Genomic DNA, 25,892 nt, shown 5'->3' with positions numbered 1-25,892 from the left:
TCCACATGGGTTTGCGCAGCTTCTTCGATCGGATTGAGCCGAACTTTACCAAGGGCGGCAAGTACGAGAAGTATTTCCCCATCTACGAGATGGTTGAAAGCTTTATCTACACTCCGAAAACCGTCACGACCGTCGCGCCGCATGCACGGTCTTATGTGGATATGAAGCGTATCATGACCTACGTCGTGATCGCCACGATCCCTTGTATCCTATGGGGGATGTACAACACGGGGTATCAGGCGAACTCGGCCATCGCCGCGCTGGGGCCGGACTCGGCAACGGGTTGGCGGATCGCGATCCTGCAGATGTTCGGCATTTCGCTGAACCCTGACAGCATTTTCGCGAATGTGATGCATGGGATGATGTATTTCCTCCCGATCTATATCACCACACTGGTTGCAGGCGGTATTTTCGAAGTCATCTTTGCCACTGTTCGGGGTCATGAGGTCAACGAGGGTTTCCTTGTAACTTCAATGCTTTACACACTGATCATGCCTGCGACTGCGCCCTTGTGGCAGGTCGCTTTGGGGATCATCTTCGGTGTGGTGATTGGTAAGGAAGTGTTTGGCGGTACGGGTAAGAATTTCCTGAACCCTGCATTGGTGGGGCGTGCCTTCCTGTATTTCGCCTATCCCGCACAGATGTCCGGGGATTCAGTCTGGACGCCGGTGGACGGCTTCTCGGGTGCGACTGCGTTAGGGATCACCGCAGCTGAGGGTGTTCAGGCGCTGGCGGCCGACGGGATCACCTGGGCCAATGCCTTCTTCGGCCAAATTCAGGGCAGCTTTGGTGAGACTTCGACGCTGGCTTGTATGATCGGCCTGGCTTTCCTGTTGATGACCAAAATCGCCAATTACCGCCTTATCGTAGGTTGTCTTGCTGGCACGATTGGTTTCACGCTGTTGCTTAACTTGGTCGGGTCCGACACCAACCCGATGTTTGCAATGCCGTGGTACTGGCACATCGTACTGGGCGGTTATGCCTTTGGTTTGGCCTTTATGGTTACCGAGCCCGTTTCGGCCAGCCATACCAACATGGGCCGCTACATCTACGGCGCATTGATCGGTATCATGGTTGTGATGATCCGCGTCATTAACCCCGCTTTCCCCGAAGGCATGATGCTGGCAATCTTGTTCGGAAACGTCTTTGCGCCGTTGATCGATTATTTCGTCGTTCAGGCCAACATCAAACGGAGGGCGCGTCGCCATGTCTGATACGCAATCCAACGAACCCAAGGGCGCGATTGCCAAGTTTCTGGCAGCTTCACCGGATTCGGTCGGCAAAACGATCATCATCGCGGTGGCCGTCTGTCTAGTCGCCTCCATGGTTGTCTCCGCAGCAGCGGTGAGCTTGCGACCGGTGCAAGAAGCAAACGCGTTGAAAGACAAACAGATCAACGTTTTGCAGGTGGCAGGCGTCTATGAGCGCGGCATCGACGTGACCGAGGCCTTTGCAGCGTTCGAGCCACATGTGCTGGAGCTGTCTACGGGGGAGTTTGTCGACGATCAGTTCGACCCAGCCACTTTTGATGATATCGCTGCTGCCAGTGATCCAGACCTGAGCGTTGCACTTGACGACGATCCTGCCGGGATCGGCCGTAAGTCGAAGTACCGCGTGATCTACCTGCTGCGTGATGATGCAGGTGCGCTGGATAAGGTAATCCTGCCGCTGCACGGATACGGTCTATGGTCGACGCTTTATGGTTTCATCGCACTAGAAAACAACGGCAACGATATCTTTGGCCTACAGTTCTATCAGCACGGCGAGACGCCCGGTTTGGGTGCTGAGGTGGACAACCCCCGCTGGAGGGCGCTGTGGAACGGCAAAAAGCTGCGTGACGATGCGGGCGATCTGCAGATCACCGTTGCCAAGTCGCAGCCTGCAGCCGGGCCTGACTTCTATGTCGATGCGCTGGCTGGCGCCACGCTGACCTCGGTTGGTGTGGACAACCTGGTGAAATTCTGGATGGGCGATGCGGGCTACGCTCCGTTCCTGGCCAAACTGCAAGCAGGAGAGATTTGATGGCCCAGACCAAGAAAGAGATGCTGGTCGACCCGCTTGTCGACAATAACCCGATCACACTGCAGGTGCTGGGCATCTGTTCTGCGTTGGCGGTAACCTCGTCTCTGCAGGTATCGATGGTGATGGCGCTGGCGGTGATTTTCGTGACCTCGTTCTCGTCCTTCTTCATCTCATGCCTGCGCAACCAGATTCCCGGCTCGATCCGGATTATCGTGCAGATGGTGATCATCGCTTCGCTGGTGATCCTGGTGGACCAGATCCTCAAGGCTTATGCATTTGAGATTTCGAAAACCCTGTCGGTCTTTGTGGGCCTGATCATCACCAATTGTATCGTGATGGGCCGGGCCGAAGCGTTTGCCATGAAAAACCCTCCGGTCGCGTCTTTCATCGACGGAATGGGCAACGGCATGGGCTATGGCCTGATCCTGCTGTTGGTCGGCTTCATTCGTGAGCTCTTCGGCGCAGGTTCGCTGTTTGGCGTCACCATTCTGGAGACCGTCAACAACGGCGGCTGGTATGTGCCCAACGGCATGTTGCTGCTGCCCCCGTCGGCGTTCTTCATCATTGGTCTGATAATCTGGGCCTTCCGCACATGGAAGCCAAACCAAGTGGAAGAGCGTGAGTACAAAATTCAGCAGGTAGAGGCCCACTGATGGAAGGTCTAATCTCACTGGCCGTAAAGGCCATCTTTGTCGAAAACCTTGCGCTGAGCTTCTTTCTGGGGATGTGTACATTCATCGCCGTGTCGAAGAAGATTTCGACTGCACTGGGTCTGGGGATTTCGGTCATGGTGGTGCAGGCCATCACCGTGCCTGCCAACAATCTGCTGCTGAATTACTTGCTGAAACCGGGTGCGCTCGCCTGGGCCGGGTTCCCGGATGTGGACCTGACCTTCCTTGGTCTGATTTCATATATCGGCGTGATCGCAGCGATGGTTCAGATCCTTGAGATGGTGCTCGATAAGTACTTCCCGCCGCTCTACAATGCGCTGGGGATCTTCCTGCCTTTGATCACGGTGAACTGCGCCATTCTAGGTGGCTCGCTGTTCATGGTCGAACGCGACTACAATTTTGCCGAAGCGGCGACTTATGGTCTGTCTTCCGGTTTTGGCTGGGCGCTGGCGATCACGGCGATGGCGGGTGTGCGCGAAAAGCTGAAATATTCGGACATTCCTGACGGACTGCAGGGGCTTGGCATCACCTTCATCACCGCTGGACTGATGGCGATGGCCTTCATGTCCTTCTCTGGTGTGAAACTGTAAGGAGGGCGGAATGGAGACCTTTACCCTAGGCGTCGCCCTTTTTACCGTCATCGTTCTGGCCTTGGTTGCCATCATCATGGCGGCGCGATCCAAGCTGGTGTCGACCGGCAATGTGAATATCACCATCAATGGTGAGAAAACCATTTCGGTTCCTGCAGGTGGTAAGCTGCTGCAAACGTTGGCGGCAGAGAAACTCTTCGTGCCGTCCGCCTGCGGTGGCGGTGGTACCTGTGCACAATGTCGCGTGCGGGTGCATTCCGGCGGCGGGTCGATCCTGCCGACTGAGGAAAGCCACATTACCAAGCGCGAGGCGTCTTGCGGCGACCGGCTGTCCTGTCAGGTTGCTGTTAAACAGGATATGGACATCGAGGTTCCGGAAGAGGTCTTCGGCGTCAAAAAATGGGAATGCACGGTACGTTCGAACGAGAACGTAGCGACCTTCATCAAGGCCCTGACGCTGGACCTCCCCGAAGGTGAGGACGTGAACTTCCGCGCCGGTGGCTACATCCAGATCGAAGCGCCTGCGCACCAGTTGGCCTATACCGACTTCGACGTCGAAGAGGAGTACCGCGAGGATTGGGATCGCTTCAATCTGTGGCAGTACAAATCCGTCGTCGCTGAACCGATCGAACGTGCCTATTCCATGGCCAACTACCCGGATGAAAAAGGTATGATCATGCTGAACGTCCGCGTGGCCTCGCCGCCTCCGGGGTCCGAGGGCATCCCTCCGGGTCAGATGTCGTCTTACATCTTCAACCTAAAGCCTGGCGACAAGGTGACCATCTCTGGCCCCTTCGGCGAATTCTTCGCCCGCGAGACCGAGAAAGAGATGGTCTTCATCGGCGGTGGCGCCGGTATGGCCCCAATGCGCAGCCACATCTTTGATCAGCTCAAGCGCCTTGAAAACCGCAACCGCAAGATCAGTTTTTGGTATGGTGCGCGCTCGAAAAAAGAGATGTTCTTTGTCGAAGATTTCGACAACCTGGCGAAAGAGTTCGAAAATTTCGAATGGCATGTGGCACTGTCCGACGCGCAGCCTGAGGATGACTGGAAAGGCTACACCGGCTTTATCCATAACGTTCTGTTCGAAGAATACCTCAAGAACCACCCCGCGCCGGAAGATTGCGAGTACTACATGTGTGGTCCGCCAATCATGAACCAGTCGGTTATCAATATGCTGCTGGACATGGGCGTGGACCGAGAAGACATCATGCTCGACGATTTCGGCGGGTAAGTATTATCGATCGGCTCCAGTTACTGGAGCCGATCTTTTGTGGTTGGTCAGGCAACAGTTACCAGTTGCCGAAGTCTTATGGATACCACTTCGATATTACACCTATAGGCTGTGGGGCATATGTTAACCGGATGGATCAAAAGGCTTATTGCGCCGGGCACCCCGCCCGACCCGTCAGCGGATTTGTCGTTGCTCGCGCCTGCCGAAAGATTTTATGCGATTGGGGACATCCACGGCAGGCTTGATCTGTTTCAGCAGCTACTTTCTGCGCTGGATGATGATTGCCCCTTGGTGTTTGTGGGTGACTACGTTGATCGGGGTGTGCACAGTGCGCAGGTTTTGCGACAATTGCACCACCTGGAAACAAGTTCGGACAAGAACGCGACATGCCTGGAGGGAAACCATGAGGACATGTTGCTTGGCTTTCTTGATGATCCAATCAGGTTTGAGCGTGTTTGGTTCCACAATGGCGGTGCGCAAACACTGGCCTCATTCGGCCTCGCCGAGATCGACCTGTCCGACCCAACAAAAGTAGCGATCGAGCTTCGCCAGGCAATGGGCGAGCCGTTGTTGGAGTGGCTGCAAGACCGACCAACGACCTGGACGAGCGGCAATGTAACGGTTGTTCATGCCGCACTTGATCCGGCGCAGCCGATTGACAGGCAACAGGAAAGGACGTGCCTTTGGGGGCATCCACAATTCCGCAAGAAACGTCGGAAGGACGGACAATGGGTGGTACACGGCCATACGATTGTGGACAGGCCACAGATCGAGCGCAATGTCGTTTCAATTGATACAGGCGCTTTTGTCACGGATCGGCTGACAGCGGCGGACATCTCGCCGGGCTCTGTTCAATTCATATCGACCAGTCGCACCGGCATTGAAAGAACTACAGCTTAGGTCTTAGCCGACGATCATTTGCTTCATTCTGAGCGCTTCATATTCCAGCTCTTTCAACCGGAAATGAACCACATCGCCGATGGTAATCACCCCGCGCAGATTGCCATCACTCAGCACAGGCATATGCCGGAATCGACCTTCCGTCATGGTTTTCAGCACGTCATTCAGATAGTCTTCGGGGCTGCAGGTTTTGACTTCTGTGGTCATAAGATCAGCGACTGATTGAGGCAGGGTCTGACCCGGCGTTTCCGCCATGCGGCGCACAATGTCACGTTCAGAAAGGATGCCCTGCAGGGTTCCGTTCTGGTCGGTCACCACGACCGCCCCGATGCGTTTTTCGCGCAGAATATCCACAACCGAATGAATCGTATCGTTAGGTCGTACCGAGAAAACCGCGTCGCCTTTTCCGTCCAACAGTTTCGCAACCGTTGTCTGGGTATGCGACAGATTGGTCTCAACCGATTGGCTGCGATTGGTCGACTCGGCCTTGTCGCCGCGGGTGGGGGGCTGGTAAGAGCTTGGGGCCATGGTCGGTCTCCTCTTTCGCCGATAGCGTTCTTGTCTTCCACCTTACCGTAGGGACTGGTCCTGTATAGGGTACAATTTCGAAAACCGGCGTAACTTGACCATTTTACAAGGAGTTCCTTGCCTGTGAGCAACCTGTACCTGACCCCGCCCGTCGCCGCGCTTATCTTCTTTGCGGTTGTTGTATGTGGTCACAATTTTCGCATGGCTTGGAAACAGCAGCCAGAAGGGTGGCAAAGACGTGCGTGGTTGTTTGGTGTACCTGCCGCCATTGGACTTATTGCGCTGGCTTTTTTACCGCTCAAGATCTGAGGTTGGTTTGACTTTGAACAGGGTCACTGGCATATGCCGGGTAAGACCACTCCCAGGAGATCGCCACATGCGCCCATTGATTGCACTGGCCTCGATGCTGTTTGTTTCGGCCTGCCTGTTCGACAAGGAACCAGTCGTGGTGCGGCTATCTGGTGAGACGATGGGGACCACGTTCAACATCACTGCCATCGGCGATGATCTGGACGAAGCTGCGCTGGGTGAGGCAGTTCAAGAGACTCTGGCGCAAGTCAATGCCAAGATGTCCAATTGGGACCCAAATTCTGAGGTTTCGACCTTCTCGGCATCTGACAGCACTGATCCTATGCAAGTATCAGATGAGTTCGCATTTGTGATTGAGGCCGCAAATGACGTGCACGAGAAATCCGGTGGGACGTTTGACGTCACCCTTGGCCCGCTAATCGAATTGTGGGGCTTCGGACCGCGCAAGCCCGAGGATCCGGTTCCAGCTGATGATGAGATCACGACGGCGCTTGGGCAAGTGGGGCAATCGCGGTTGCTAACGTTGGATCGCGGTGCGGGGACCTTAAGCAAGTCTCAGGCGGGTGTTGGGATCAACTTATCGGCCATCGCCAAAGGTTATGGGATCGATGCGGTGGCCGCTCAGCTCCGCGAAGCTGGTGTCGAAAACTATATGGTCGAGATCGGCGGCGATCTGGTGGCCATGGGTGAAAACGACAAAGGCGAAAGCTGGCGGATCGGAATCGAAAAGCCGGAAGCTGATGCTCAGGCCATTCAGATGATCGTACCACTGGACGATCTGGGTATGGCAACTTCGGGCGATTACAAGAATTTTTTCGAACAAGATGGCATTCGCTATTCGCACATCATTGATCCGACCACCGGTCGCCCGATCACACACCGGACCACCTCGGTCACCGTGCTGGCGGAAAACGCCATGATGGCAGATGCGTGGGCAACGGCGATGCTGGCCTTGGGTCAGGAAAAGGGTCTGGAACTGGCCGAAGAGCATAAACTTGCCGTGTTCTTCATCTCGCGGGATGTGACAAGCGGGGAAGAAGCCTATATCACCGTACAAAGCAGCGCATTCAAAGATGCGCTGGGGACCAACTGACCGCTGGGAATCGCAATGAGCACCTTTATTCTGGCCTTTTTGCTGTTGTTGATCGTCATGGTCGGCATGGCGCTGGGTGTGATGCTGATGGGTAAAACCATCAAAGGCAGCTGTGGTGGCCTTAACGCGATCTCGGGTGCGGATAAATGCGTGGTTTGTCAGAAAGATATCGATCCGAACAGCCCGTTACGCGACCAGTTGCAGTGCAAGCGTGCAAAAAAGATGCTGCAACAGATGGAAGGCTAGGGTACCCCTCTTGGCATGAGCAAAGCCAAGAACATCCTCTTCATCATGTTCGACCAATTGCGCTGGGATTACCTCAGCTGCTACGGACATCCGCATCTTCATACACCGAATATTGATCGGCTCGCTTCGATGGGGGTGCGCTTTACGCGGGCCTATATTCAATCGCCGATCTGCGGCAGCTCTCGTATGTCGACCTATACGGGTCGCTATGTGCATTCGCACGGCGCATCGTGGAACAATATTCCGCTGAAAGTAGGAGAGATCACTCTGGGTGATCACCTGCGAAAAGCGGGAATGGATTGTTGGCTTGTCGGCAAAACGCATATGGCAGCGGATGCCGAAGGTATGGCACGACTGGGGTTGGAGCCTGATAGTGTCATTGGCGCGCGTGTGGCCGAATGCGGGTTCGACGTGTTCGAACGCGACGACGGGTTGCGGGCAGAGGGGCCGGATGGTTTCTACGATCCCGACGGAGCCAAGAAGTACAACGAATATCTGAAAGACAAAGGCTACGAGAGCGATAATCCTTGGCACGACTTTGCCAACTCGGGGCTGGATGCAGATGGCAGTGTTCTTTCGGGTTGGTTCCTGAAGAACTCGTCTGAAGCCGCGAATATTGCCGAGGAAGATAGTGAAACACCCTATCTGACCACCCGTGGCATGGAGTTCATGGAAAGTCACGACGACCCTTGGTGCTGTCACCTAAGCTATATCAAGCCGCATTGGCCTTACATTGTGCCTGAACCCTATGCCTCGATGTATGGGCCCGAGCATGTCTTGCCCGTGGTCCGGTCAGAGGCTGAGCGCCAGAATGCGCATCCGGTTCTAAAGGCGTTTATGGACACCAAGATTGGCCAGACCTTTTCGCGTCAGGACGTGCGAGAGGCTGTGATCCCGGCTTATATGGGCCTCATCAAACAGGCCGATGACCAAATGGGACGGCTGTTTGACTGGATGGAGCAGAGCGGGCGGATGCAGGATACCATGATCGTGCTAACCTCGGATCATGGGGATTTTCTGGGCGATCACTGGATGGGAGAAAAGACCTTTTTCCACGACGCCTCAACGAAAATGCCGCTGATCATCTATGATCCATCGCCCGAAGCCGATGTCACGCGCGGCTCTACCTGTGATGCCTTGGTCGAATCCATCGATCTGGCCCCGACATTTCTTGAGGTTGCAGGCGGGGAACCTGCCGGTCACATTCTCGAAGGGCACTCGTTGCTGCCGATATTACACCGTCAGACCGACAGCACGCCGCGCAATGTGGCGATCTGCGAATACGACTATTCTGCATCCCCGATTGCTCAGACACTGAATGTATCGGTTCGGGACGCAGTGATGTTCATGGTCGCGAACAAAAAGTGGAAACTGATCCATTGCGAAGGGGGCTTTCGCCCGCTTTTGTTCGATCTGGAAAACGATCCGGATGAGCTGATAGACGTGGGCGACAGCGCCGAACACGCAGATGTCATCGCCGAGATGTACGACCACCTCTTCGCCTGGACGCGGCGCCCGTCACAGCGGACAACTCGATCTGAGAAGCAATTGCTGAACATGCGTGGCTCCAGCGGTGGAACCGGTATCGTGATCGGTATCTATGATGAAAACGACATGCCGCTTGAGTTGACCGTGAAATATCGCAACCGCAAGGCGCGACCCTTTGGGGACTACAAGTCAGATTAATTCTGCCTTACCGCCGTAAAAGACGGTTCAACCTTGCTCGGGCAGGGGGTAGAAGATGGCGAGGCCGCAATCGGAGAGCATTCATGACCGCCCCCAAACCCGTCGTTTTGTGCATCCTGGATGGTTGGGGCTTGTCCGACGACACCAGAGCCAACGCGCCCTATCTGGCCAATACCCCAACCTTCGATGCCCTGATGGCCAAGGGCCCTCATGCACAGTTGGTCACTCACGGGCCAGATGTGGGTCTGCCTAGCGGTCAGATGGGCAATTCCGAGGTTGGTCACACCAATATCGGGGCAGGGCGTGTGGTTGCGATGGATTTGGGTCAGATTGACCTGGCCATCGAAGACGGCTCGTTTTTTGACAACGATGCGCTGCAGGATTTCATCGCGAAGTTAAACGCGACTGGCGGCACAGCCCATTTGATGGGGTTGGTTTCGGACGGCGGAGTACACGGACATCTCGATCATATTGTGGCGGCCGCCAAGGCAATCACCGATGCCGGTGTCCCAGTGGCTTTGCACGCTATCACCGACGGCCGCGATGTGGCACCGAAATCTGCCTTTACCTACGTCGCTGAGTTGGAAGATCGACTGCCCGATGGGGCAAAGATCGTCACCGTTTGTGGGCGCTATTTTGCGATGGACCGTGACAATCGGTGGGAGCGTGTGTCCGAGGCCTATGGCGCGATAGTCAAGGGACAAGGGCGCGCCGTTGCCTCGGCACATGAGGCCGTTGATCACGCCTATAACCAGTCCGAGATTGACGAGTTTATCGCGCCCACGGTGCTGAGCGGTTACGAAGGCATCAAGGACGGTGACGGCTTCTATTGTCTGAATTTCCGCGCTGATCGCGCTCGTGAAATCCTGCGTGCGATCGGAGAACCCGGTTTTGCAGATTTCAACACTGGGCCACGTCCACGGCTATCCGCGCTGCTTGGCATGGTCGAATACTCTGATGGGCACAACGACTATATGACGACGGTGTTTCCCAAACGGGATATCGTGAACACGCTGGGTGAATGGGTCGCCAAACAGGGCTTGCGCCAATTCCGGCTGGCTGAAACCGAGAAGTATCCGCATGTCACCTTCTTCCTGAACGGAGGAAAAGAGCAACCCGAGGGCGGCGAAGATCGCTTTATGCCCAAGTCGCCCAAGGTGGCGACGTATGATTTGCAACCCGAAATGTCGTCGGCCGAGGTGACCGAAAAATTCGTCGAAGCGATCCATGACGGATATGATTTGATTGTCACCAACTACGCCAACCCGGACATGGTTGGGCACACAGGTGATCTGCAGGCGGCGATTGCAGCTTGTGAGGCCGTTGATCAAGGCTTGGGCCAGGTTGTTGCGGCTTTGAAAGAGGTTGGTGGTGCAATGATTGTGACCGCAGATCACGGCAATTGTGAAATGATGGTCGATCCGGAAACAGGTGGGCCCCATACCGCGCACACGCTGAACCCCGTACCCGTTGTTCTTGTGGGCGGCCCTGAAGGCGCAGGCCTGCGCGACGGGCGCTTGGCCGATCTTGCACCAACGTTGTTGCAATTGATGGAATTACCGAAACCCACAGAAATGACAGGGGAAACCTTGCTGACATGAAGTTTCGCGCGCTCTTTGCTGCTGCGTTGTTATGGTCAGCGCCCACCATCGCTCAAACCAGTCCTTCGGCGGCAGCACTAGAGGCGGCTGAGATGCTCGAGCAAGCCTCGATTGCATTGACCGAAGCCGATGGCGCGCGCGACCGGGTTCAGGCGCTGACCCAGACGATCCAAGCTTATGAAGCGGGTCTGACGGCGATGCGCGACGGCCTGCGCCGCGCGGCCTTGCGTGAGGCCCAACTGACCGCCGAATTGCAGGTGCGGGAACAGGAAGTGGCACAGTTGTTAGGCGTACTACAGACGATCGAAACCACTGCGCCTCCGGTATTGATGCTGCACCCCTCTGGACCCTTGGGGGCTGCGCGCACCGGCATGATGTTGTCCGAGGTCACTCCGGGCCTGAACGCACGGGCACAATCCTTGGCCGATGACCTGCGAGAAGTTCAGACACTGCGGCAACTGCAACAAAGCGCCGCCAATACGCTGACCGAAGGATTGACCGGCGTGCAGGATGCGCGCACGCAACTGAGCGAGGCGATTGCGGATCGAACTGATCTGCCGCAGCGGTTTGTAGAAGATCCCGTGCGTACGGCGATCCTGATATCTTCGACCGAAACGCTGGATGGGTTTGCAAGCGGGCTGTCTGAGATTTCAGATGGTGAGATTGAAGGGACCAATGCAAATGTCTCGGGTCAAAAAGGTCAGATCACGTTGCCTGCACAAGGGGTCTTGCTTCACGGTGCGGGCGAAACGGATGCAGCGGGGGTGACCCGCCCCGGACTTGTGCTAGGCACACGGCCCCGCGCCCTCGTCACATCACCCACTGCCGCAACGATCCGCTATCGTGGACCCCTATTGGATCTTGGGAATCTCGTGATCCTTGAACCTCAGCCCGGATTGTTGTTCGTATTTTCAGGCCTGCAAGAGGTGTACGGAAAGACCGGAGAGGTGATCCCCGAAGGCATGCCAGTGGGTTTAATGCCGGGTGAAACCCCGCAAATCGGCGCTATTATGTCAACAAGCGGTGAAGGCACTGGAACTGATTGGTCAGAAACGCTCTATATAGAGGTAAGACAAGACAACAGCCCAGTGGACCCGGACGAATGGTTCCGGACTGACAAGGATGGATAAACGAGTATGAAGAAATTTGTGATGGCCGGACTGGCCGGCACCGTGGCAGGGATCGTTGCAACAACTCAGATCGCGGGCCCTCTGCTGGCACAAGAGGCGGAAAACAAAGCGAGTGTTTATGAGCAGCTGGATCTGTTTGGCGACATATTCGAACGTATCCGCGCCCAGTATGTCGAAGAAGTTGAAACCGATGAGCTGATCGAGGCTGCGATTGACGGGATGTTGACCTCGCTTGATCCGCATTCCAGCTACCTTTCGCCAGATGATGCCGAGCAGATGCGTGTGCAGACACGCGGTGAGTTCGGTGGGCTTGGAATCGAGGTCACGCAGGAAGAGGGATTTGTCAAAGTTGTCTCGCCCATCGATGATACCCCTGCGGATGCAGCCGGGATCGAAGCGGGTGATTTCATCACGCATGTCGATGGCGAAAGCATTCTGGGGCTGACCTTGGATAAAGCCGTGGACCTGATGCGGGGCCCGGTTGGTTCAGAGATCGTGATCACCGTCGTCCGAGAAGGTGAGCAAGAGCCGTTCGACGTAACCATCGTCCGCGATACGATCAAACTGACTGCGGTCCGCGCGCGTACCGAAGGCACTAGCGTTGTGCTGCGCGTCACCACCTTCAACGATCAGACCTATCCGAACCTCAAGGAAGGGTTGGAAGAGCAGATCGAAGAGGCCGGAGGCATCGAAAATGTCAACGGCGTGGTTCTGGACTTGCGTAACAATCCTGGCGGTCTGTTGACACAGGCCATCAAGGTTTCTGATGCGTTTCTGGACGAGGGTGAGATCGTTTCGACCCGTGGCCGTAATCCCGAAGACGGCGAGCGGTTCAACGCAACGCCTGGTGATTTGACGGGTGGCAAACCAATTGTCGTGTTGATCAACGGCGGTTCGGCCTCTGCGTCTGAAATCGTCGCGGGCGCATTGCAAGATCATCACCGCGCCATTGTGGTTGGCACCAAGAGCTTTGGTAAAGGTTCGGTCCAGACGGTCATGCCGCTCCGGGGTGATGGGGCGATGCGTCTTACAACCTCTCGCTATTACACTCCGTCAGGTCGTTCGATTCAGGCGCTTGGTGTCAGCCCTGACATCATCGTCGAACAGCCGCGCAACACTCCGGCTGATGAGGAAGCGGAAGATACAAACACGCCCGCACGGTCCGAAGCTGATCTGCGCGGTAGCCTGAACAATGACAGCCTCAGCGAAGATGAGATTCGTCAAATCGAAGAGGATCGCGCCAAAGCCGAAGCAACGGCTGAGTTGCGGGAAGAGGATTATCAACTGGCATACGCCATCGATATTCTCAAAGGCCTGTCAGCCTTTAATCCGGTCGGGCCTTCTCAATAACGGCTTTGGGGTCGCTTATCGCGGCCCCAATACCAACCAAGTTCGGCCTACCCCTCGACCTTGTGCAGCTTTTTCTCGTCCAGCATCAGGGCAAGAGCGATACCAGCCGCAACCGAGACTGTTGCAAAGACAAAAGCCATGTTCATGCCGGCATCAAAGGCTGCCGCAATTGCGGCGTGAACCTTTTCAACTTCGGCGGAACTCAATTTTTCAAGCACTGCTTGTGCGGACTTAGTTGTCAATGTGCCGCCATTGATCGCTTTCTGATCCGCCTCGGACATATTGATGCCCTCGGCGGCAAGGCGCGTTTTCAGGCTTGATAGGCTTGATACGTACATAACCGCTGTGGCGCAGGCGACGGCAATTGCGCCATAGACCAGATGGGTCATAAAGCTCAGTCCACCCACCAGCCCGGCGCGTTCGGGTTTGACGGCACATACCGCTGCGGTTCCCGAAGGGCCGACAGTGAGTGTTGCCCCCAACCCAATCAAAGCCATTCCGGGCAGGATCTGAAGATACCCTGTGCCAGCGGGCATCACGACCACACTCGCCGCGCCTACCGTGGCGCACACATATCCCCAGAAGAGCAATCGCTTGGGCCCAAAATCATTATACAAGGTGCCCGATACGATTGAGCCAACCGCCAACAATACGGTCAAAGGTGCCAACCCGAGAGCCGATTGGAAAACAGACCAGCCTAATACTTTTTGCATGTACTGCGGGAAGTACAGCAGCCCAACAAACGCGGCGGACACATTGAACATGTTGAGCCCTAGTGTGATCAGAAATTCGCGGTTCTGCATCAGCTGGGGCAGCAGTAATGGTTCTTTGACTCTCTTTTCGACCCTCGGAAAAAGAAAGAAAAGCACCGCGCTGACAAAAAACAACGCAAGCAGCGGCAGCGAAGTCCACCCCCAATCAGCCCCAACGTCCAATCCGTAAAGGAGCAGCAGAACGGCAAAAGACAAGATAGCCATCCCGGCAAAATCGATATGCTCGCCCTTCTTGTGCTCGGTTTCACGCTCCATCAAGAGGATCGCCGTTGCCATCGAAACGCTTGAAAACACCACATTGGCGAGGAAAAACAAGCGCCAATCGCCCAAATTAACGACTGCTCCGCTAATCATTGGGCCAAAAACATTCCCTGTTGTGACACCGGCCAGTATCAGCCCCATCACCAGCGCGCGATGTTCCTCTTTTGAGACCTTGGTGGCGCCGAAGGCCAATGTACAAGGCCAGACACAGCCTGCTCCGATCCCTTGCAAGGCCCGAGCGCCGATCAGGTAATCCAATCCAGGAGAGAGGAAGCACAGGACCGATGCCGAGAGGAATATCGACAATCCAATGATCATCATTTTGCGGTGACCATACATGTCACCCAATCGACCCCCGGCCACCATCGTCATGGCAAAGAACAGGGCGTATATATTCAATACCCACTGGGTACTGGTGATGTCCGCATCAAAGCTGTTTTCGATGGCAGGGACCAGCAACAAGGCTCCGGTAAAATCGATCCCGATTCCGAAGCCGGTCACCATCAACGCGATGACTTTTATGATGCTTTTGCGATCCACAGACGCATCCATTGATGCATGTATGGATCTGAAAAGATAGAGAGAAGTCTGCCGATCCGGCTATCAGGATACGTCTTAAGAGACCTGAGAGCGGCGAAAGGCGCGCTTTAGCATATCCAGCTCGGCACGCAGTAACGCGACTTCGGCCCTCAGATCATCTGCGGCGGGTGAACCCGCGATGATTGTGAAATCGCTCAGTTTCTGTCCCGTAGTTTCGTCGCGGATCAGTATGCAGTGAACACCTTCTGATAGAGCAACGGCAGGCACAGGAATGCGCAAGGCCCAGCCATCTTGATCGGGCGCTAGCTCAACATCGGGAAGGGGGCGACCAAGGTACGACACCTCGATCTGTGGAAGGCTGTCGCTGGTCACATGGCCTTCCCACAATGCGTTTTCAAAACGGATCGGGGTCAGGGAGATTTGTGTCATGATGTGCCCTTTACAAATCGGCCCGATGATAGCGGCAGAACGTCAGATCGCGAAACACAACGCGGTTCATCCTAGGTTCCTCTATGATCAGATCCAGCCAAAGTTTTTCGATGCGACGCTCATTCAGATCTAGATGGGCCAGATCAAAATCTACTGCGGTCGATGGCGCTGATAGATCAAGTTCGCGCAGCACCTGTTCTGCATTGGGGCCATGCTGAATGTTGAGGCGGGCGAATAGGACGGTGGGGCGTTCACATTCGATCATCGTCTCAACGCGCACTAGATGCTGACGCGTTAGTCTGGTGGCTGCTTCAGTGGGCAGATCGACCGAAAGAGATAAGAAAGATCCTGTAAAATCAAATGCTTCGACGACCATGCTGAAAGGAGCCAAATCCTTGTCGCGTCGGTTTCGGATTTGCTGCATCCCGATATCGGCTTGGCTGCAATCATGAAACAACGTGACTTGCGCATCCATCCTTGCCTTGCGCGAAGCCGGAGCAATGCCCCGCCTGGTCAACGGTGTACGCCAAAGGTCAGGGCGCCATGACCAGTCTGTTCCCAAAGGTCTTGAAAACTGACTCGCCCCGATCAGAGGTTTTGTCAGTCGGCCATCAGCCTTTTGGATCACCTGCTCAAGCTGCCCACGCAATTGCCGTGCTTCATCGCGCTGACGGCGCAATTCTGGCAATGCGATCTGATCGGACCGCTGTGCGGCACGCCGCCAACGCCCCAGTGATTTGTGCTGAATATACCGGTCCAGATATTTGCCCATCGCCTCATCTTTCAAGACTGCCCCTCTTTAGTCAAAGTCGGGGCAGGGGACAAATCACTCGTACCTGAATAGCGGATATTTCTTCTCGATTCATAAATGTGATCTTGTGTATGACTGGTTTCTGCTTTGCTAGCGGCCGCCATTCTTGCAATAGGGCGTGCTGAGGCTTACCGTCAGCGCTCTGGCAATCAGCAGTTGTCTCAACATCATACAGGTTCATTACGAGGCAGGGGAATGGAACCCACCCTATTTTCGTTCATTTGGAAGCATTCGAAGAAACAGCAGATGGTTTTGCTGTTGCTAACAGTATTCTCCTTTCCATTCCTTTACGCTTCGCTGGAGCTGCCCAAGCAGATAATCAATGACGCGATCGGTGCACCGGCTGACACTGTGACGGTGTTCGGATTTACTGTGAGTCAGATTCAATACCTGCTGATTCTCTGTTTCGCGTTTTTGGCGACCGTCATCGCCAGCGGTTTGATGAAGATGCGCATCAACACCATGAAAGGCGTTCTGGCCGAGCGAATGCTGCGACGGTTGCGCTATACCCTAATCAGCCGTTCGATGCGCTTTCCGAAATCATACTTTGCCACTACCAGTCAGGGTGAGCTGGTATCGATGATCACATCCGAGGCCGAGCCAATGGGCGGTCTGATGGGCGATGCCATTGCACAGCCAGTGTTTCAGTTCGGCCAAATGATGACGATAGTTACCTTTCTGTTCATGCAAAGCGTGTGGTTCGGGCTGGCCAGTATTGCGCTGATCCCTTTGCAGGCCTGGCTCATCCCCAAACTGCAGCGCCAGATTAACTTGTTGAACAAAGATCGTATTCAGGAAGTCCGTCGGCTGAGCTCGGAGATTGGCGAAAGTGCAGCCGGGATCAGCGATCTGCGCACCAATGGCGGGTGGCGTTATCGCCTAGCGCAGTTTAGCCATCGCCTGGGAACCTTGTTCGAGATCCGTTTCAAGATCTACAACAAGAAGTTTTTTATGAAGTTCCTCAACAATCTGATCACTCAGATGACACCATTCCTGTTTTATTCAGTGGGTGGCTATCTTGCGATCACCGGCGAGGTAACTGTTGGGGCGCTGGTGGCGGCGCTGGGGGCTTACAAGGATCTTAGCGGCCCGTGGAAGGATCTTTTGACCTATTACAACCAGGTGCAAGATATGTCGCTGCGTTGGGAGATTGTGACCGAACGGTTTGCCCCGTCAGACATGATACCTGAACACCTGTTCGAAGGTGTCCCCGAAAGCATCCCGCATCTGACAGGCGATATCGAGCTGCGCAACGTGACGGTTCGTGACGATGATGGCAAAACCATACTCGAAGACATTGATCTGACGATCCCCCAAGGTGCACGGGTTGCCATTCAGTCAAAACACGCATCCGAGCGCAGCGCGCTCGCACAACTGTTGACGCGCGAAGTGTTGCCGGTTCAGGGCGACGTTTTGATGGCAGGCCACAATCTGAACGATCTGCATCAAGCGGTGATCGCCGCGCGCATTGGCTATGCCTATTCGCGGCCCTATCTGTTTGACGGCACACTAGGGGACAACCTTTTGATGCCATTGCGTACGCATCCGCAGCACGAGGTTGAGGCGCTGAGGGTTCCGACACGTCGCCAGATCGAAGCCGTTCGCGCAGGCAATCCCCCCGATTCCTTGTCAGATGAGTGGATTGACCCAAGTTTGGCTGGTCTCGACGACATTGAAGATATTCGCGACTGGTGGTTCCAACTTGTCGAAGCTATGGGCATTGATGAGTTCATGTTCCGTCGCACGTTGCGATCGCAGTTCGACCCCGAGGTGCACCCGGTTTTGGCGCAAGAGATCGTCAATCTCAGAGATACGGTCGCAACACGTCTTCAAGAGCGGGGATTGGATCAATATGTCTATCGGTTCGATCCGGATCAGTTCAACCCGGCAGTACCACTGGGAGGCAACCTGCTGTTCGCGTCTCCGACCCATGACATTGCGCCCGATATCCTTGCCGGGGATGGGCGTTTCCTATCACTGCTGAAGGCCAATGAATTGGACGACGATGCGCTTGGCATCGCAGAGGCTGTGTTGGAAACGCTGAACCAGACCTTTGGCCGGGATGGGGCTGACCACCCGCTGTTCCTGCGGCTCGGCATGTCGAAGGATATGTATCATCGCCTCCTCGATATCGAGGAGCGCCGCAAATCCAAGGGCGATGATTCAATTGGTGATCAGGAACGAGCGCTGCTGTTAACCGTCCCATTCATGCTGACAGCCGAACAAATCGGCCCCAGTTTCCCGGAAGAGTACAAGGACAAAATCCTCTCGATTCGCCGCAGCCAGGCTGAAAGGCTGAGGAGCGCCATGGGCACGATGTTCGTGGCGGTATCGCCGGGTGTCTATGTGCCGCGTCTTACAGCGATGGAGAACGCACTATATGGCCGTGTATCGATCATGGCGGGCGCTCATGCGGAAGAAATCGAAGATCTTGTGGCCGAAGTCCTGAACGAAGCCGGGCTGCGCCGTAGGGCAGCAGCAATTATCTATGACCTTCCTTCCGGCTTGGGCGGCAACAACCTGCCAACAGTGTTCCAGGAGCGTGCGGCTTTCTCGCGCGCCGGGATCAAACGCCCTGACATCCTGATCCTCGACAAGGCATTGGCCAGCCACGATTCCGAAAGCAGATTGCGTACCCGCCTGAAACTGCGCGAGTTGTTGCCGGACTCGATCATGATCTTCATGGAAGATCACTTTGCCCATCCCGAAGCCTATGATCTGTTTGTCGAAATCAAAGACGGTCGCATTGATGGCGTTTCGCGCGTGTCTTCCGAAGTCGAGGACGAAGGTCCTGACGATCTGAGCAGAAAGCTCAAGATCATCTCATCGAACGAGCTATTTTCGCGGGTGGATGGCCGCAACCAACGTCTTCTGGCGTTCTCAGCCCAATGGTACGAGGCGGCAGCCGGGCAAACCATTTTCGCGCGCGGACAAGCGCCTGATGCGGCATATCTTTGTATCTCAGGTCAGGCCAGTCTAAACTGGATGGATGAACATGGCGAAATGCGTTCGATCTCGACGGTCGAACCCGGGCGGCTGATTGGGGATCTTGCGATCATCACTAATGAACCTCGGCAATTGGACCTGGTGGCTCTTACGGATTGTTCATTCTTGCGGATTGGTGCGGAAGAGCTTCGAGCTGTCATCGAAAGTGACGCAGGTGTCGCAGTGCGGCTTCTTGAAACGGTCGCAGGCTATCTGACCACCGTGTCCGAGCGTTTGCGTGACCGCAGCACTCCGATCGGAGAGGATATGCCTGCCATCGGTGCCGAGCACGGCGATGCACGTTGAGCAAAGGCGAAGCGCCTATGAGAGCCATCAACGGCTGATTGGCGACGCTCGTCGATATCCCCAGATTTGGCGACTGCTTGCAGGTCTCGCGGTGGTTGCAGTGGTCGTGGTGGTGCTCAATGCGGCGCTGTTCGCCATTGTCGCCAATATCAGCACACCGGGGTCAGCGACCGCGTTTCTGACGGGTTCGTCACCTACAGCACTTCTCGTCGTTCTCTCCAGCTTTGTATTTGCCACTCTTGGTGTGATGCTGGGTGCAAGACTGTTTCAGCATCGATCACTTGTCTCGATACTCGGAGAACAATCTTTAACGATAAGGCAGTTTTGGCAGGTCCTTCGGGCATTGGTTTTGCTAAGCGCCGTCATATTCGTGTTGCCGCCATATGATCTGGGCGCCCCATTGGTTGCAAACCTGGCTTTATCCACATGGCTGCTCTTGCTGCCGTTATCCGCCTTTGCAGTTCTGGTTCAAACGAGTGCCGAGGAAATTTTGTTTCGAGGCTACATGCAGCAAAGCCTTGCCGCGCGATTCAGATCTCCATTGATTTGGATGGGTCTGCCTTCGATTTTGTTTGCTGCAGGGCATTACAGCCCCGGCACAGTTGGTGACAATGCAACACTGGTTGCAATTTGGGCGCTGGCCTTCGGGCTATTGACAGCTGATATCACGGCGAGGGCCGGAACCCTGGGACCGGCTATCGCTTTGCATTTTCTTAATAATTTTGCAGCGCTGCTTGTCATTTCCTTGCCCGACAGTCTGAGTGGTCTGGCGCTGTATCATCTGCCTTATGACGCATCGGATGCCGATGCCCTAAGGCCCTGGCTGCTCGTTGACTTTGCGCTGATGATTGTCGCTTGGCTGACGGCACGATTGGTCCTCAGGCGCTGATTGCATTTCCCCGCATTGCGTCTTATTTGACGTCAACGCCGCATTATCAAGGTTCCGACATGAACTGGATCACAAACTACGTCCGCCCCCGGATCAACTCGATCTTCTCGCGCCGCGAAGTGCCCGAAAATCTTTGGCACAAGTGTGATGAGTGCGGAACCATGCTGTTCCACCGCGAACTTGCAGAGAACCAGAATGTCTGCACTCAGTGTGGCCATCACATGGCAATCACGCCGCGCGACAGGTTCACGCATCTGTTTGACGGCGGCATCTTCTCAGAAGTAGATGTTCCCGCCCCCAAAGATGATCCTCTGCAGTTTCGGGACCAGAAAAAATACCCCGACCGCATGAAAGCAGCCCAGAAAAAGACCGGCGAGCAAGAAGCGATGTTGGTCGCTGTTGGTGAGATTGGGCGCACCCCGATTGTCGCGGCCGCTCAGGATTTCTCGTTCATGGGCGGGTCGATGGGCATGTATGTGGGCAATGCGATCATTGCCGCAGCACAAGAGGCGGTAAAGCTGAAACGCCCTCTCGTCCTGTTCTCGGCCGCTGGTGGTGCACGAATGCAGGAAGGCATTCTGAGCCTGATGCAGATGCCCCGGACGACTGTCGCGGTTGAAATGCTCAAAGAGGCAAACCTGCCCTACATCGTCGTGCTGACCCATCCGACCACCGGCGGAGTGACCGCATCGTATGCCATGTTGGGGGACGTCCACATTTCCGAACCCAATGCTTTGATCTGTTTTGCTGGTCCCCGCGTGATCGAACAGACCATTCGCGAAAAATTGCCTGAGGGCTTCCAGCGTGCCGAGTATCTGCTGGACCACGGTATGCTCGACCGCGTGACCAAGCGTACTGAGATGCGAGAAGAGTTGATCACCATCACCCGGATGCTGATGAACCAACCACCTGCGGTCAAAGGCGATCTGCCAGCGCCTAAACCGGAAGAAGGCACCAAAGAAACGCCCGCCGAGGGCGCGGTCGAAAAATGACCACTCAAACTTCGGATGTCATCCTCGATCGGATGATGGCGTTACACCCCAAGATCATTGATCTGACCTTGGATCGGGTGTGGCGTTTGCTGGCGGCATTGGACAATCCACAGACCAAATTGCCTCCGGTCATTCATATTGCTGGAACCAATGGCAAAGGGTCAACCCAGGCCATGATCCGGGCAGGGTTAGAGGGGGCGGGGCGCTCGGTCCATGCTTACACCTCGCCCCATCTGGCGCGGTTTCACGAACGGATTCGACTGGGCGGTGAGTTGATTTCCGAGCCAGACCTGACCGCCGTTCTGGATGAGTGCTACGCCGCCAACGGTGGTGAGAACATCACATATTTCGAGATCACAACCTGCGCCGCTTTGCTCGCATTCTCACGCGCAAAGGCTGACTATACTTTGCTCGAAGTCGGCTTGGGTGGACGTCTGGACGCCACCAATGTGATCGAGCAGCCCGAATTGACGGTGATCACCCCGGTATCGATCGACCATGAACAATTTCTTGGCAACACGTTGGGAAAGATAGCCGCTGAAAAAGCAGGGATCATCAAGCCGGGTGTTCCTTGTATTGTTGGCCCTCAACAGGACGAAGCGCTAGAGGTTATCGAATATACCGCTGCCCGTCTGGGTGCACCGCTGATGGTCCACGGGCAGCACTGGCACGTGCATACGGAAAACGGACGACTGGTTTATCAGGACGAAACCGGATTGCGCGATCTGCCGATGCCAAATCTTTTGGGGGCTCATCAGATTGAAAACGCAGGTGCTGCCTTGGCCGTGTTACGCCACCTGCAAATGGGCGATGACGCCTATGAGGCCGCAGTTACCAAGGCGGAATGGCCCGCGCGTATGCAACGGCTTAAAACCGGCCCTCTGGTTGAACAGGCCCCGCAGGCTGAACTCTGGCTGGATGGCGGTCACAATGCTGCGGCAGGCATCGCGCTGGCGGATGTGTTGGCCTCATTGCCAGAGCGGCCCACGCATATGATTTGCGGGATGTTGAATACCAAAGACGTCACCGGCTATCTCGCACCACTGGCTCAAAAGGCCGACAGTCTTACGGCTGTTTCGATCCCAGGTGAGCAGAACACGTTGAGCGCCGAAGAAACGGCCACAGCCGCTGCCAAGGTGAACCTGGCTGCGACGACAGCCGACAGTGTCGCAGATGCACTGGCAGCGATCACCGCTCAGACACCAAACGCGCGGGTTTTGATCTGCGGATCGCTTTATCTCGCGGGAAATATCCTCCGAGAAAACGCCTGATTCTTCATCTGGCCAAAAATATCCCGGGGGAGGCCAGCCCGATCAGGGCTAGACGGGGGCAGAGCCCCTATTCGCCCCATTCCTTGTCCTGCATCTCGCGCAGCCGTGAAGCTGTACGCTCGAATTCAAACGTGCCTTCCCCTTCGACATACAGCATCTCTGGTTCGGCGGCGGCAGAACATATCAGCCGCACCTTGGCCTCATAGAGCGCATCGATAAGGGTAACAAAGCGCTTGGCTTCATTGAAGTTGTTACGTGACAGACGCGGGATATCCTCAAGCACAAGCACCTTCAATGCGTCTGCGATAGCCAGATAGTCCCCGGGCCCCAGCATCCGCCCACACAGATCGTAAAATGACGCCCGCGCTACGCCATTGCGAAAGGCGGGCAGCACAACCTCGCGGCCTTTGATCTGCAAGGCCAGCGGTTCGGCTGGCCCACCAGATAAATCAGTCCAAACGGCGCGGATTTTCTCGCGGGCTTCGGGTCCGATCGGGGAGAAATACACCGGCGAGCCTTCAAGCCGATTCTGCCGATAATCCGTGGGCGACACCAGTTCCCACACCTCAAGATGCTCTTTGATGTGCTGGATGAAGGGCAGAAAAAGCTGCCGGTTCAGCCCGTCTTTATAAAGGTCATCAGGGTGCCGGTTTGAAGTCGTCACGACAACAACCCCACCCTGATGCAGTAGGTCAAACAGCCGGCCTACGATCATTGCGTCTGTGATGTCGGTGATCTGCATTTCGTCAAAGGCCAGCACACGTACAGACTTGATGACAGCCTCTGCTACCGGTGCCAGTGCATCTTCGACGCCATCCTCTCGTGCTTTGTGTAGCCCTGTGTGTATTTCCTGCATGAACGCGTGGAAATGGACTCGGCGTGCAGGGATATCACCCAGCGTCTCAACAAACATGTCCATCAGCATCGACTTGCCACGCCCAACGCCACCCCAAAGATACAAGCCTTGGGGCGGTGGCGGTGCCTTGCGGAAAAACCCGCGCTTAACCGGTTCTGCCAGTGCTGCGCGAATTCGATCAAACCGGGGCAGGACAGCCTCTTGCGCATCGTCCCGGGTCAATGTCCTGTCGGCGATACGATCTTCATAATGCGAAATCAAATCCGTCATAGTTTGAGCCATACCGCCCGGCTCGTAGGTTGAAAAGAAACCTTTTTTGCAGACACATCAAATTTGCTGAACTGGTATCGCAAAACTCCTGAATTGACGCACGGTGGCGTGCCGTTAAATCTTCCAATACCAATTACCGGAGCCTTGATGCCCCAAACCACTCGCCTACTGAACCCGATCCTAATCGTCGGCTGCATTGTTATCACCGTCAGCTTTGCGGTGCGCGCGTCGTTTGGCGTGTTTCAGATCCCCATCGCGGACGAGTTCGGATGGTTGCGAACAGAATTCTCAATGGCGATTGCCATTCAGAATTTAGCGTGGGGCATCGGGCAACCGATATTCGGAGCCATCGCAGAAAAGATAGGGGACCGTCGGGCCATTATTCTAGGTGCGCTGACCTATACGGCGGGCATGGTCCTGTCAGCTTGGTCCGTCACACCCTTTGAGCATCAGATGTATGCGTGGCTTGTGGGGTTCGGGATCGCCGGAACAGGTTTTGGTGTTGTTCTCGCGGTTGTTGGCCGCGCGTCGACCGATGCGAACCGATCTATGTCATTGGCGGTTGTGACGGCGGCGGGCAGTTTTGGTCAAGTTATAGGCGCGCCCACGGCCGAATGGTTGCTGACATTTCTGCCCTGGCAGCAGGTGTTCCTTGTCTTCGCAGTGGCCATTCTTGCGCTGATACTAACCATGCCTTTCATGCGCGCACCCCAGCCAGTCAGCAAGGTCGCGTTAGAGGAAAGCATGGGGCAAATTCTGGCCAAAGCGTTACGCGATCCATCTTATTCTCTGATTGCGATTGGCTTCTTCAGCTGCGGTTATCAGTTGGGATTTATCACCGCCCACTTCCCGGCATTCGTCACTGAAATGTGTGGCCCGATCCAGCCCGGGGGCCTGCTGTATTCCATGGGCATCACGACAACATCAGCCCTAGGCGCAATTGCCATTTCATTAATTGGGTTGGCCAATATTGGGGGAACGCTTCTGGCGGGCTGGGCAGGAAACTACTTTCCAAAGAAATATCTGCTTGCAGCGGTATATACGGGCCGGACACTTGCCGCAGCGGCCTTTATCGTGTTCCCGATAACACCCTTGACCGTTATTGCATTCTCACTGGTGATGGGCTCGTTATGGTTGGCGACTATTCCACTGACATCAGGCCTTGTCGCGCATCTTTATGGTGTCCGGTACATGGGCACGCTGTACGGGATCGTCTTCCTCAGCCATCAAATCGGCAGTTTCATGGGGATATGGCTGGGCGGACGTATGTATGATCAATTTGGTGATTATACTATGGTGTGGTGGATCGGTGTCGCTATCGGAGCATTCAGCGCCATCATTCATCTTCCCATCCGCGAAAACCGTGCGCCAACTGGCGCAGCGGCCTGACCTAAGTGGCCTCTTCTCTGGTCAACAGCCCCTCCGATACCAACCGATCGGCCCAGCCCTTAGGGTCGGTAAAATGATGGGTTTGCCATCCGCGCGCCTGAGCCGCCTCAAGGTTTTCGATCCTGTCATCAGCAAATAGCAAGGCGATTGGATCGATGCCGCAATCGGCTTCTACCATTTCATAGATCGGCGCATGTGGCTTCACCGCTTTCATCCGGCCCGAGACATAGAGACGATCAAATTCGTTCAAAAACGGATAGACAGTGGTCGCATAGTCGAAATTCTGCACCCCAAAATTGGTCAAGGCAAAAACCGGAACCTTGTTAACGCGGAGCGCTCGCAACAGCCGCGCTGAATGCGGGATTTCGGGCGCAGCTAGCTCAATCCAATTGTCGTGCCACATTCGGATTTCATCACGCCACTCTGGGTATTTCTCGGCCCATTCGTAAATTGTATCCGTGAAATGATGTCCCTGATCCACCAGATCATTCATCCCATGCAGGTCGACCTCGGCAAACATGGCGCGGCGACGATCCTCTCCGATCACGCGATCATAATAACGCTCGGGTTGCCATTCGATCAGTACGTTTCCGATATCAAATACAACAGCTTCGATGGCCATGCTTATGTTCCATTTTTCATCAATCAACGCCGTATGAACCAAGTGCTTACAATAGATGCAAGCGCCAATCGCAGCGCGGTACGCGATGCCCGGCCCAATGGGAAGATGCGCATCTTAGATGCGTCTCTGACAGGCGGG

24 protein-coding genes are annotated in these 25,892 nt (G+C 55.3%); 18 read left to right on the top strand and 6 right to left on the bottom strand.

What is annotated here, in order from left to right; genetic code table 11:
• The first annotated feature begins 5 nt into the window (after positions 1-5).
• From ACR0B3_RS12615 to ACR0B3_RS12590, 6 genes are all read left to right on the top strand, one after another.
• Positions 6-1,214 carry an NADH:ubiquinone reductase (Na(+)-transporting) subunit B gene (locus ACR0B3_RS12615; RefSeq protein WP_170723393.1) on the top strand — a complete coding sequence of 403 codons (1,209 nt, stop codon included), beginning with the start codon at positions 6-8 and terminating at the stop codon, positions 1,212-1,214.
• Positions 1,207-2,022: a Na(+)-translocating NADH-quinone reductase subunit C gene (locus tag ACR0B3_RS12610; RefSeq protein WP_480809389.1), complete on the top strand. Its 816-nt coding sequence runs from the start codon at positions 1,207-1,209 to the stop codon at positions 2,020-2,022. Before ACR0B3_RS12615 ends, ACR0B3_RS12610 begins: the two co-directional genes overlap by 8 nt.
• Positions 2,022-2,675 carry an NADH:ubiquinone reductase (Na(+)-transporting) subunit D gene (locus ACR0B3_RS12605; RefSeq protein ID WP_170685718.1) on the top strand — a complete coding sequence of 218 codons (654 nt, stop codon included), beginning with the start codon at positions 2,022-2,024 and terminating at the stop codon, positions 2,673-2,675. The genes ACR0B3_RS12610 and ACR0B3_RS12605 overlap by 1 nt, the downstream gene beginning before the upstream one ends.
• A complete protein-coding gene (gene nqrE / locus ACR0B3_RS12600) occupies positions 2,675-3,283 on the top strand; it encodes an NADH:ubiquinone reductase (Na(+)-transporting) subunit E (protein WP_050603817.1) in 609 nt (202 codons plus the stop codon). Before ACR0B3_RS12605 ends, nqrE begins: the two co-directional genes overlap by 1 nt.
• 10 nt (positions 3,284-3,293) lie before the next feature.
• Positions 3,294-4,517 (top strand): NADH:ubiquinone reductase (Na(+)-transporting) subunit F, encoded by a 1,224-nt coding sequence (gene nqrF / locus ACR0B3_RS12595; protein WP_480809388.1) that lies wholly within the window; start codon positions 3,294-3,296, stop codon positions 4,515-4,517.
• A gap of 120 nt (positions 4,518-4,637) precedes the next feature.
• Entirely contained in the window at positions 4,638-5,417 is a 780-nt protein-coding gene (locus tag ACR0B3_RS12590; protein WP_480809387.1) for a metallophosphoesterase family protein, read from the top strand.
• A 3-nt stretch (positions 5,418-5,420) separates the two neighbouring features.
• On the opposite strand, the gene ACR0B3_RS12585 is transcribed toward ACR0B3_RS12590, so the two are convergent.
• Positions 5,421-5,945, bottom strand: a complete 525-nt coding sequence (locus tag ACR0B3_RS12585) for a CBS domain-containing protein (protein ID WP_480809386.1) — start codon at positions 5,943-5,945, stop codon at positions 5,421-5,423.
• A gap of 123 nt (positions 5,946-6,068) precedes the next feature.
• Here ACR0B3_RS12585 and ACR0B3_RS12580 point away from each other — a divergent pair, with 123 nt between their 5' ends.
• The 7 genes from ACR0B3_RS12580 to ACR0B3_RS12550 all read left to right on the top strand — a co-directional run bounded on the left by ACR0B3_RS12580 (position 6,069) and on the right by ACR0B3_RS12550 (position 13,360).
• Positions 6,069-6,254 carry a hypothetical protein gene (locus tag ACR0B3_RS12580; RefSeq protein ID WP_170685714.1) on the top strand — a complete coding sequence of 62 codons (186 nt, stop codon included), beginning with the start codon at positions 6,069-6,071 and terminating at the stop codon, positions 6,252-6,254.
• 67 nt (positions 6,255-6,321) lie between these two features.
• Positions 6,322-7,347: an FAD:protein FMN transferase gene (locus ACR0B3_RS12575; RefSeq protein ID WP_480809385.1), complete on the top strand. Its 1,026-nt coding sequence runs from the start codon at positions 6,322-6,324 to the stop codon at positions 7,345-7,347.
• Between the two features lie 15 nt (positions 7,348-7,362).
• The gene (gene nqrM, locus ACR0B3_RS12570) at positions 7,363-7,593 is read left to right on the top strand and encodes a (Na+)-NQR maturation NqrM (protein ID WP_480809384.1); all 231 of its coding nucleotides are present in this window, start codon (positions 7,363-7,365) and stop codon (positions 7,591-7,593) included.
• Between the two features lie 15 nt (positions 7,594-7,608).
• The gene (locus ACR0B3_RS12565) at positions 7,609-9,279 is read left to right on the top strand and encodes a sulfatase-like hydrolase/transferase (protein ID WP_480809383.1); all 1,671 of its coding nucleotides are present in this window, start codon (positions 7,609-7,611) and stop codon (positions 9,277-9,279) included.
• A gap of 83 nt (positions 9,280-9,362) precedes the next feature.
• The gene (gpmI, locus tag ACR0B3_RS12560) at positions 9,363-10,880 is read left to right on the top strand and encodes a 2,3-bisphosphoglycerate-independent phosphoglycerate mutase (RefSeq protein ID WP_480809382.1); all 1,518 of its coding nucleotides are present in this window, start codon (positions 9,363-9,365) and stop codon (positions 10,878-10,880) included.
• Entirely contained in the window at positions 10,877-12,010 is a 1,134-nt protein-coding gene (locus tag ACR0B3_RS12555) for a murein hydrolase activator EnvC family protein (RefSeq protein WP_480809381.1), read from the top strand. Before gpmI ends, ACR0B3_RS12555 begins: the two co-directional genes overlap by 4 nt.
• A 6-nt stretch (positions 12,011-12,016) precedes the next feature.
• On the top strand, positions 12,017-13,360 hold the full coding sequence (locus tag ACR0B3_RS12550) for a S41 family peptidase (protein ID WP_480809380.1): 1,344 nt from the start codon (positions 12,017-12,019) through the stop codon (positions 13,358-13,360).
• A gap of 47 nt (positions 13,361-13,407) precedes the next feature.
• On the opposite strand, the gene ACR0B3_RS12545 is transcribed toward ACR0B3_RS12550, so the two are convergent.
• From ACR0B3_RS12545 to ACR0B3_RS12535, 3 genes are all read right to left on the bottom strand, one after another.
• Complete coding sequence (locus ACR0B3_RS12545) at positions 13,408-14,934, bottom strand: MFS transporter (RefSeq protein WP_480809379.1); 1,527 nt, start codon at positions 14,932-14,934, stop codon at positions 13,408-13,410.
• Between the two features lie 75 nt (positions 14,935-15,009).
• Entirely contained in the window at positions 15,010-15,363 is a 354-nt protein-coding gene (locus ACR0B3_RS12540; RefSeq protein ID WP_480809378.1) for a hypothetical protein, read from the bottom strand.
• Between the two features lie 10 nt (positions 15,364-15,373).
• The gene (locus tag ACR0B3_RS12535) at positions 15,374-16,135 is read right to left on the bottom strand and encodes a DUF6478 family protein (protein WP_480809377.1); all 762 of its coding nucleotides are present in this window, start codon (positions 16,133-16,135) and stop codon (positions 15,374-15,376) included.
• A 234-nt stretch (positions 16,136-16,369) separates the two neighbouring features.
• On the opposite strand from ACR0B3_RS12535, the gene ACR0B3_RS12530 reads away from it, so the two are divergent.
• From ACR0B3_RS12530 to ACR0B3_RS12515, 4 genes are read left to right on the top strand one after another with little or no spacing between them, the layout of a single operon-like run.
• Complete coding sequence (locus ACR0B3_RS12530) at positions 16,370-19,465, top strand: ABC transporter transmembrane domain-containing protein (RefSeq protein ID WP_480809376.1); 3,096 nt, start codon at positions 16,370-16,372, stop codon at positions 19,463-19,465.
• On the top strand, positions 19,455-20,354 hold the full coding sequence (locus ACR0B3_RS12525) for a CPBP family intramembrane glutamic endopeptidase (RefSeq protein ID WP_480809375.1): 900 nt from the start codon (positions 19,455-19,457) through the stop codon (positions 20,352-20,354). Before ACR0B3_RS12530 ends, ACR0B3_RS12525 begins: the two co-directional genes overlap by 11 nt.
• Before the next feature lie 59 nt (positions 20,355-20,413).
• Positions 20,414-21,346, top strand: a complete 933-nt coding sequence (gene accD / locus ACR0B3_RS12520) for an acetyl-CoA carboxylase, carboxyltransferase subunit beta (protein WP_170685703.1) — start codon at positions 20,414-20,416, stop codon at positions 21,344-21,346.
• Complete coding sequence (locus ACR0B3_RS12515; protein WP_480809374.1) at positions 21,343-22,617, top strand: bifunctional folylpolyglutamate synthase/dihydrofolate synthase; 1,275 nt, start codon at positions 21,343-21,345, stop codon at positions 22,615-22,617. The genes accD and ACR0B3_RS12515 overlap by 4 nt, the downstream gene beginning before the upstream one ends.
• A 67-nt stretch (positions 22,618-22,684) precedes the next feature.
• Here ACR0B3_RS12515 and zapE read toward each other — a convergent pair whose 3' ends face one another.
• Positions 22,685-23,743 (bottom strand): cell division protein ZapE, encoded by a 1,059-nt coding sequence (gene zapE, locus ACR0B3_RS12510; RefSeq protein WP_480809373.1) that lies wholly within the window; start codon positions 23,741-23,743, stop codon positions 22,685-22,687.
• A 147-nt stretch (positions 23,744-23,890) separates the two neighbouring features.
• On the opposite strand from zapE, the gene ACR0B3_RS12505 reads away from it, so the two are divergent.
• Positions 23,891-25,132 (top strand): MFS transporter, encoded by a 1,242-nt coding sequence (locus ACR0B3_RS12505; RefSeq protein ID WP_480809372.1) that lies wholly within the window; start codon positions 23,891-23,893, stop codon positions 25,130-25,132.
• A 1-nt stretch (position 25,133) separates the two neighbouring features.
• On the opposite strand, the gene ACR0B3_RS12500 is transcribed toward ACR0B3_RS12505, so the two are convergent.
• Entirely contained in the window at positions 25,134-25,754 is a 621-nt protein-coding gene (locus ACR0B3_RS12500; RefSeq protein WP_480809371.1) for an HAD family hydrolase, read from the bottom strand.
• Positions 25,755-25,892 lie beyond the last annotated feature (138 nt).

The sequence above is a fragment of the Ruegeria sp. CE9 genome (genome assembly GCF_056537425.1).
The sequence above is the reverse complement of the archived record's forward strand: the minus strand, read 5'-3'. Positions and strand labels throughout refer to the sequence as shown.

What these genes read in the sequence shown, in the direction of transcription:
- ACR0B3_RS12550 (WP_480809380.1), top strand. Translation starts at nt 12,017, where the DNA reads ATGAAGAAATTTGTGATGGCCGGACTGGCCGGCACCGTGGCAGGGATC.
- ACR0B3_RS12515 (WP_480809374.1), top strand. Translation starts at nt 21,343, where the DNA reads ATGACCACTCAAACTTCGGATGTCATCCTCGATCGGATGATGGCGTTA.
- ACR0B3_RS12575 (WP_480809385.1), top strand. Translation starts at nt 6,322, where the DNA reads ATGCGCCCATTGATTGCACTGGCCTCGATGCTGTTTGTTTCGGCCTGC.
- ACR0B3_RS12505 (WP_480809372.1), top strand. Translation starts at nt 23,891, where the DNA reads ATGCCCCAAACCACTCGCCTACTGAACCCGATCCTAATCGTCGGCTGC.
- ACR0B3_RS12565 (WP_480809383.1), top strand. Translation starts at nt 7,609, where the DNA reads ATGAGCAAAGCCAAGAACATCCTCTTCATCATGTTCGACCAATTGCGC.
- ACR0B3_RS12605 (WP_170685718.1), top strand. Translation starts at nt 2,022, where the DNA reads ATGGCCCAGACCAAGAAAGAGATGCTGGTCGACCCGCTTGTCGACAAT.
- nqrM (WP_480809384.1), top strand. Translation starts at nt 7,363, where the DNA reads ATGAGCACCTTTATTCTGGCCTTTTTGCTGTTGTTGATCGTCATGGTC.
- ACR0B3_RS12525 (WP_480809375.1), top strand. Translation starts at nt 19,455, where the DNA reads ATGCACGTTGAGCAAAGGCGAAGCGCCTATGAGAGCCATCAACGGCTG.
- ACR0B3_RS12585 (WP_480809386.1), bottom strand. Translation starts at nt 5,945, where the DNA reads ATGGCCCCAAGCTCTTACCAGCCCCCCACCCGCGGCGACAAGGCCGAG.
- ACR0B3_RS12555 (WP_480809381.1), top strand. Translation starts at nt 10,877, where the DNA reads ATGAAGTTTCGCGCGCTCTTTGCTGCTGCGTTGTTATGGTCAGCGCCC.
- ACR0B3_RS12540 (WP_480809378.1), bottom strand. Translation starts at nt 15,363, where the DNA reads ATGACACAAATCTCCCTGACCCCGATCCGTTTTGAAAACGCATTGTGG.
- ACR0B3_RS12535 (WP_480809377.1), bottom strand. Translation starts at nt 16,135, where the DNA reads ATGGGCAAATATCTGGACCGGTATATTCAGCACAAATCACTGGGGCGT.
- ACR0B3_RS12615 (WP_170723393.1), top strand. Translation starts at nt 6, where the DNA reads ATGGGTTTGCGCAGCTTCTTCGATCGGATTGAGCCGAACTTTACCAAG.
- zapE (WP_480809373.1), bottom strand. Translation starts at nt 23,743, where the DNA reads ATGACGGATTTGATTTCGCATTATGAAGATCGTATCGCCGACAGGACA.
- gpmI (WP_480809382.1), top strand. Translation starts at nt 9,363, where the DNA reads ATGACCGCCCCCAAACCCGTCGTTTTGTGCATCCTGGATGGTTGGGGC.
- ACR0B3_RS12590 (WP_480809387.1), top strand. Translation starts at nt 4,638, where the DNA reads ATGTTAACCGGATGGATCAAAAGGCTTATTGCGCCGGGCACCCCGCCC.
- nqrE (WP_050603817.1), top strand. Translation starts at nt 2,675, where the DNA reads ATGGAAGGTCTAATCTCACTGGCCGTAAAGGCCATCTTTGTCGAAAAC.
- ACR0B3_RS12610 (WP_480809389.1), top strand. Translation starts at nt 1,207, where the DNA reads ATGTCTGATACGCAATCCAACGAACCCAAGGGCGCGATTGCCAAGTTT.
- nqrF (WP_480809388.1), top strand. Translation starts at nt 3,294, where the DNA reads ATGGAGACCTTTACCCTAGGCGTCGCCCTTTTTACCGTCATCGTTCTG.
- ACR0B3_RS12530 (WP_480809376.1), top strand. Translation starts at nt 16,370, where the DNA reads ATGGAACCCACCCTATTTTCGTTCATTTGGAAGCATTCGAAGAAACAG.
- accD (WP_170685703.1), top strand. Translation starts at nt 20,414, where the DNA reads ATGAACTGGATCACAAACTACGTCCGCCCCCGGATCAACTCGATCTTC.
- ACR0B3_RS12500 (WP_480809371.1), bottom strand. Translation starts at nt 25,754, where the DNA reads ATGGCCATCGAAGCTGTTGTATTTGATATCGGAAACGTACTGATCGAA.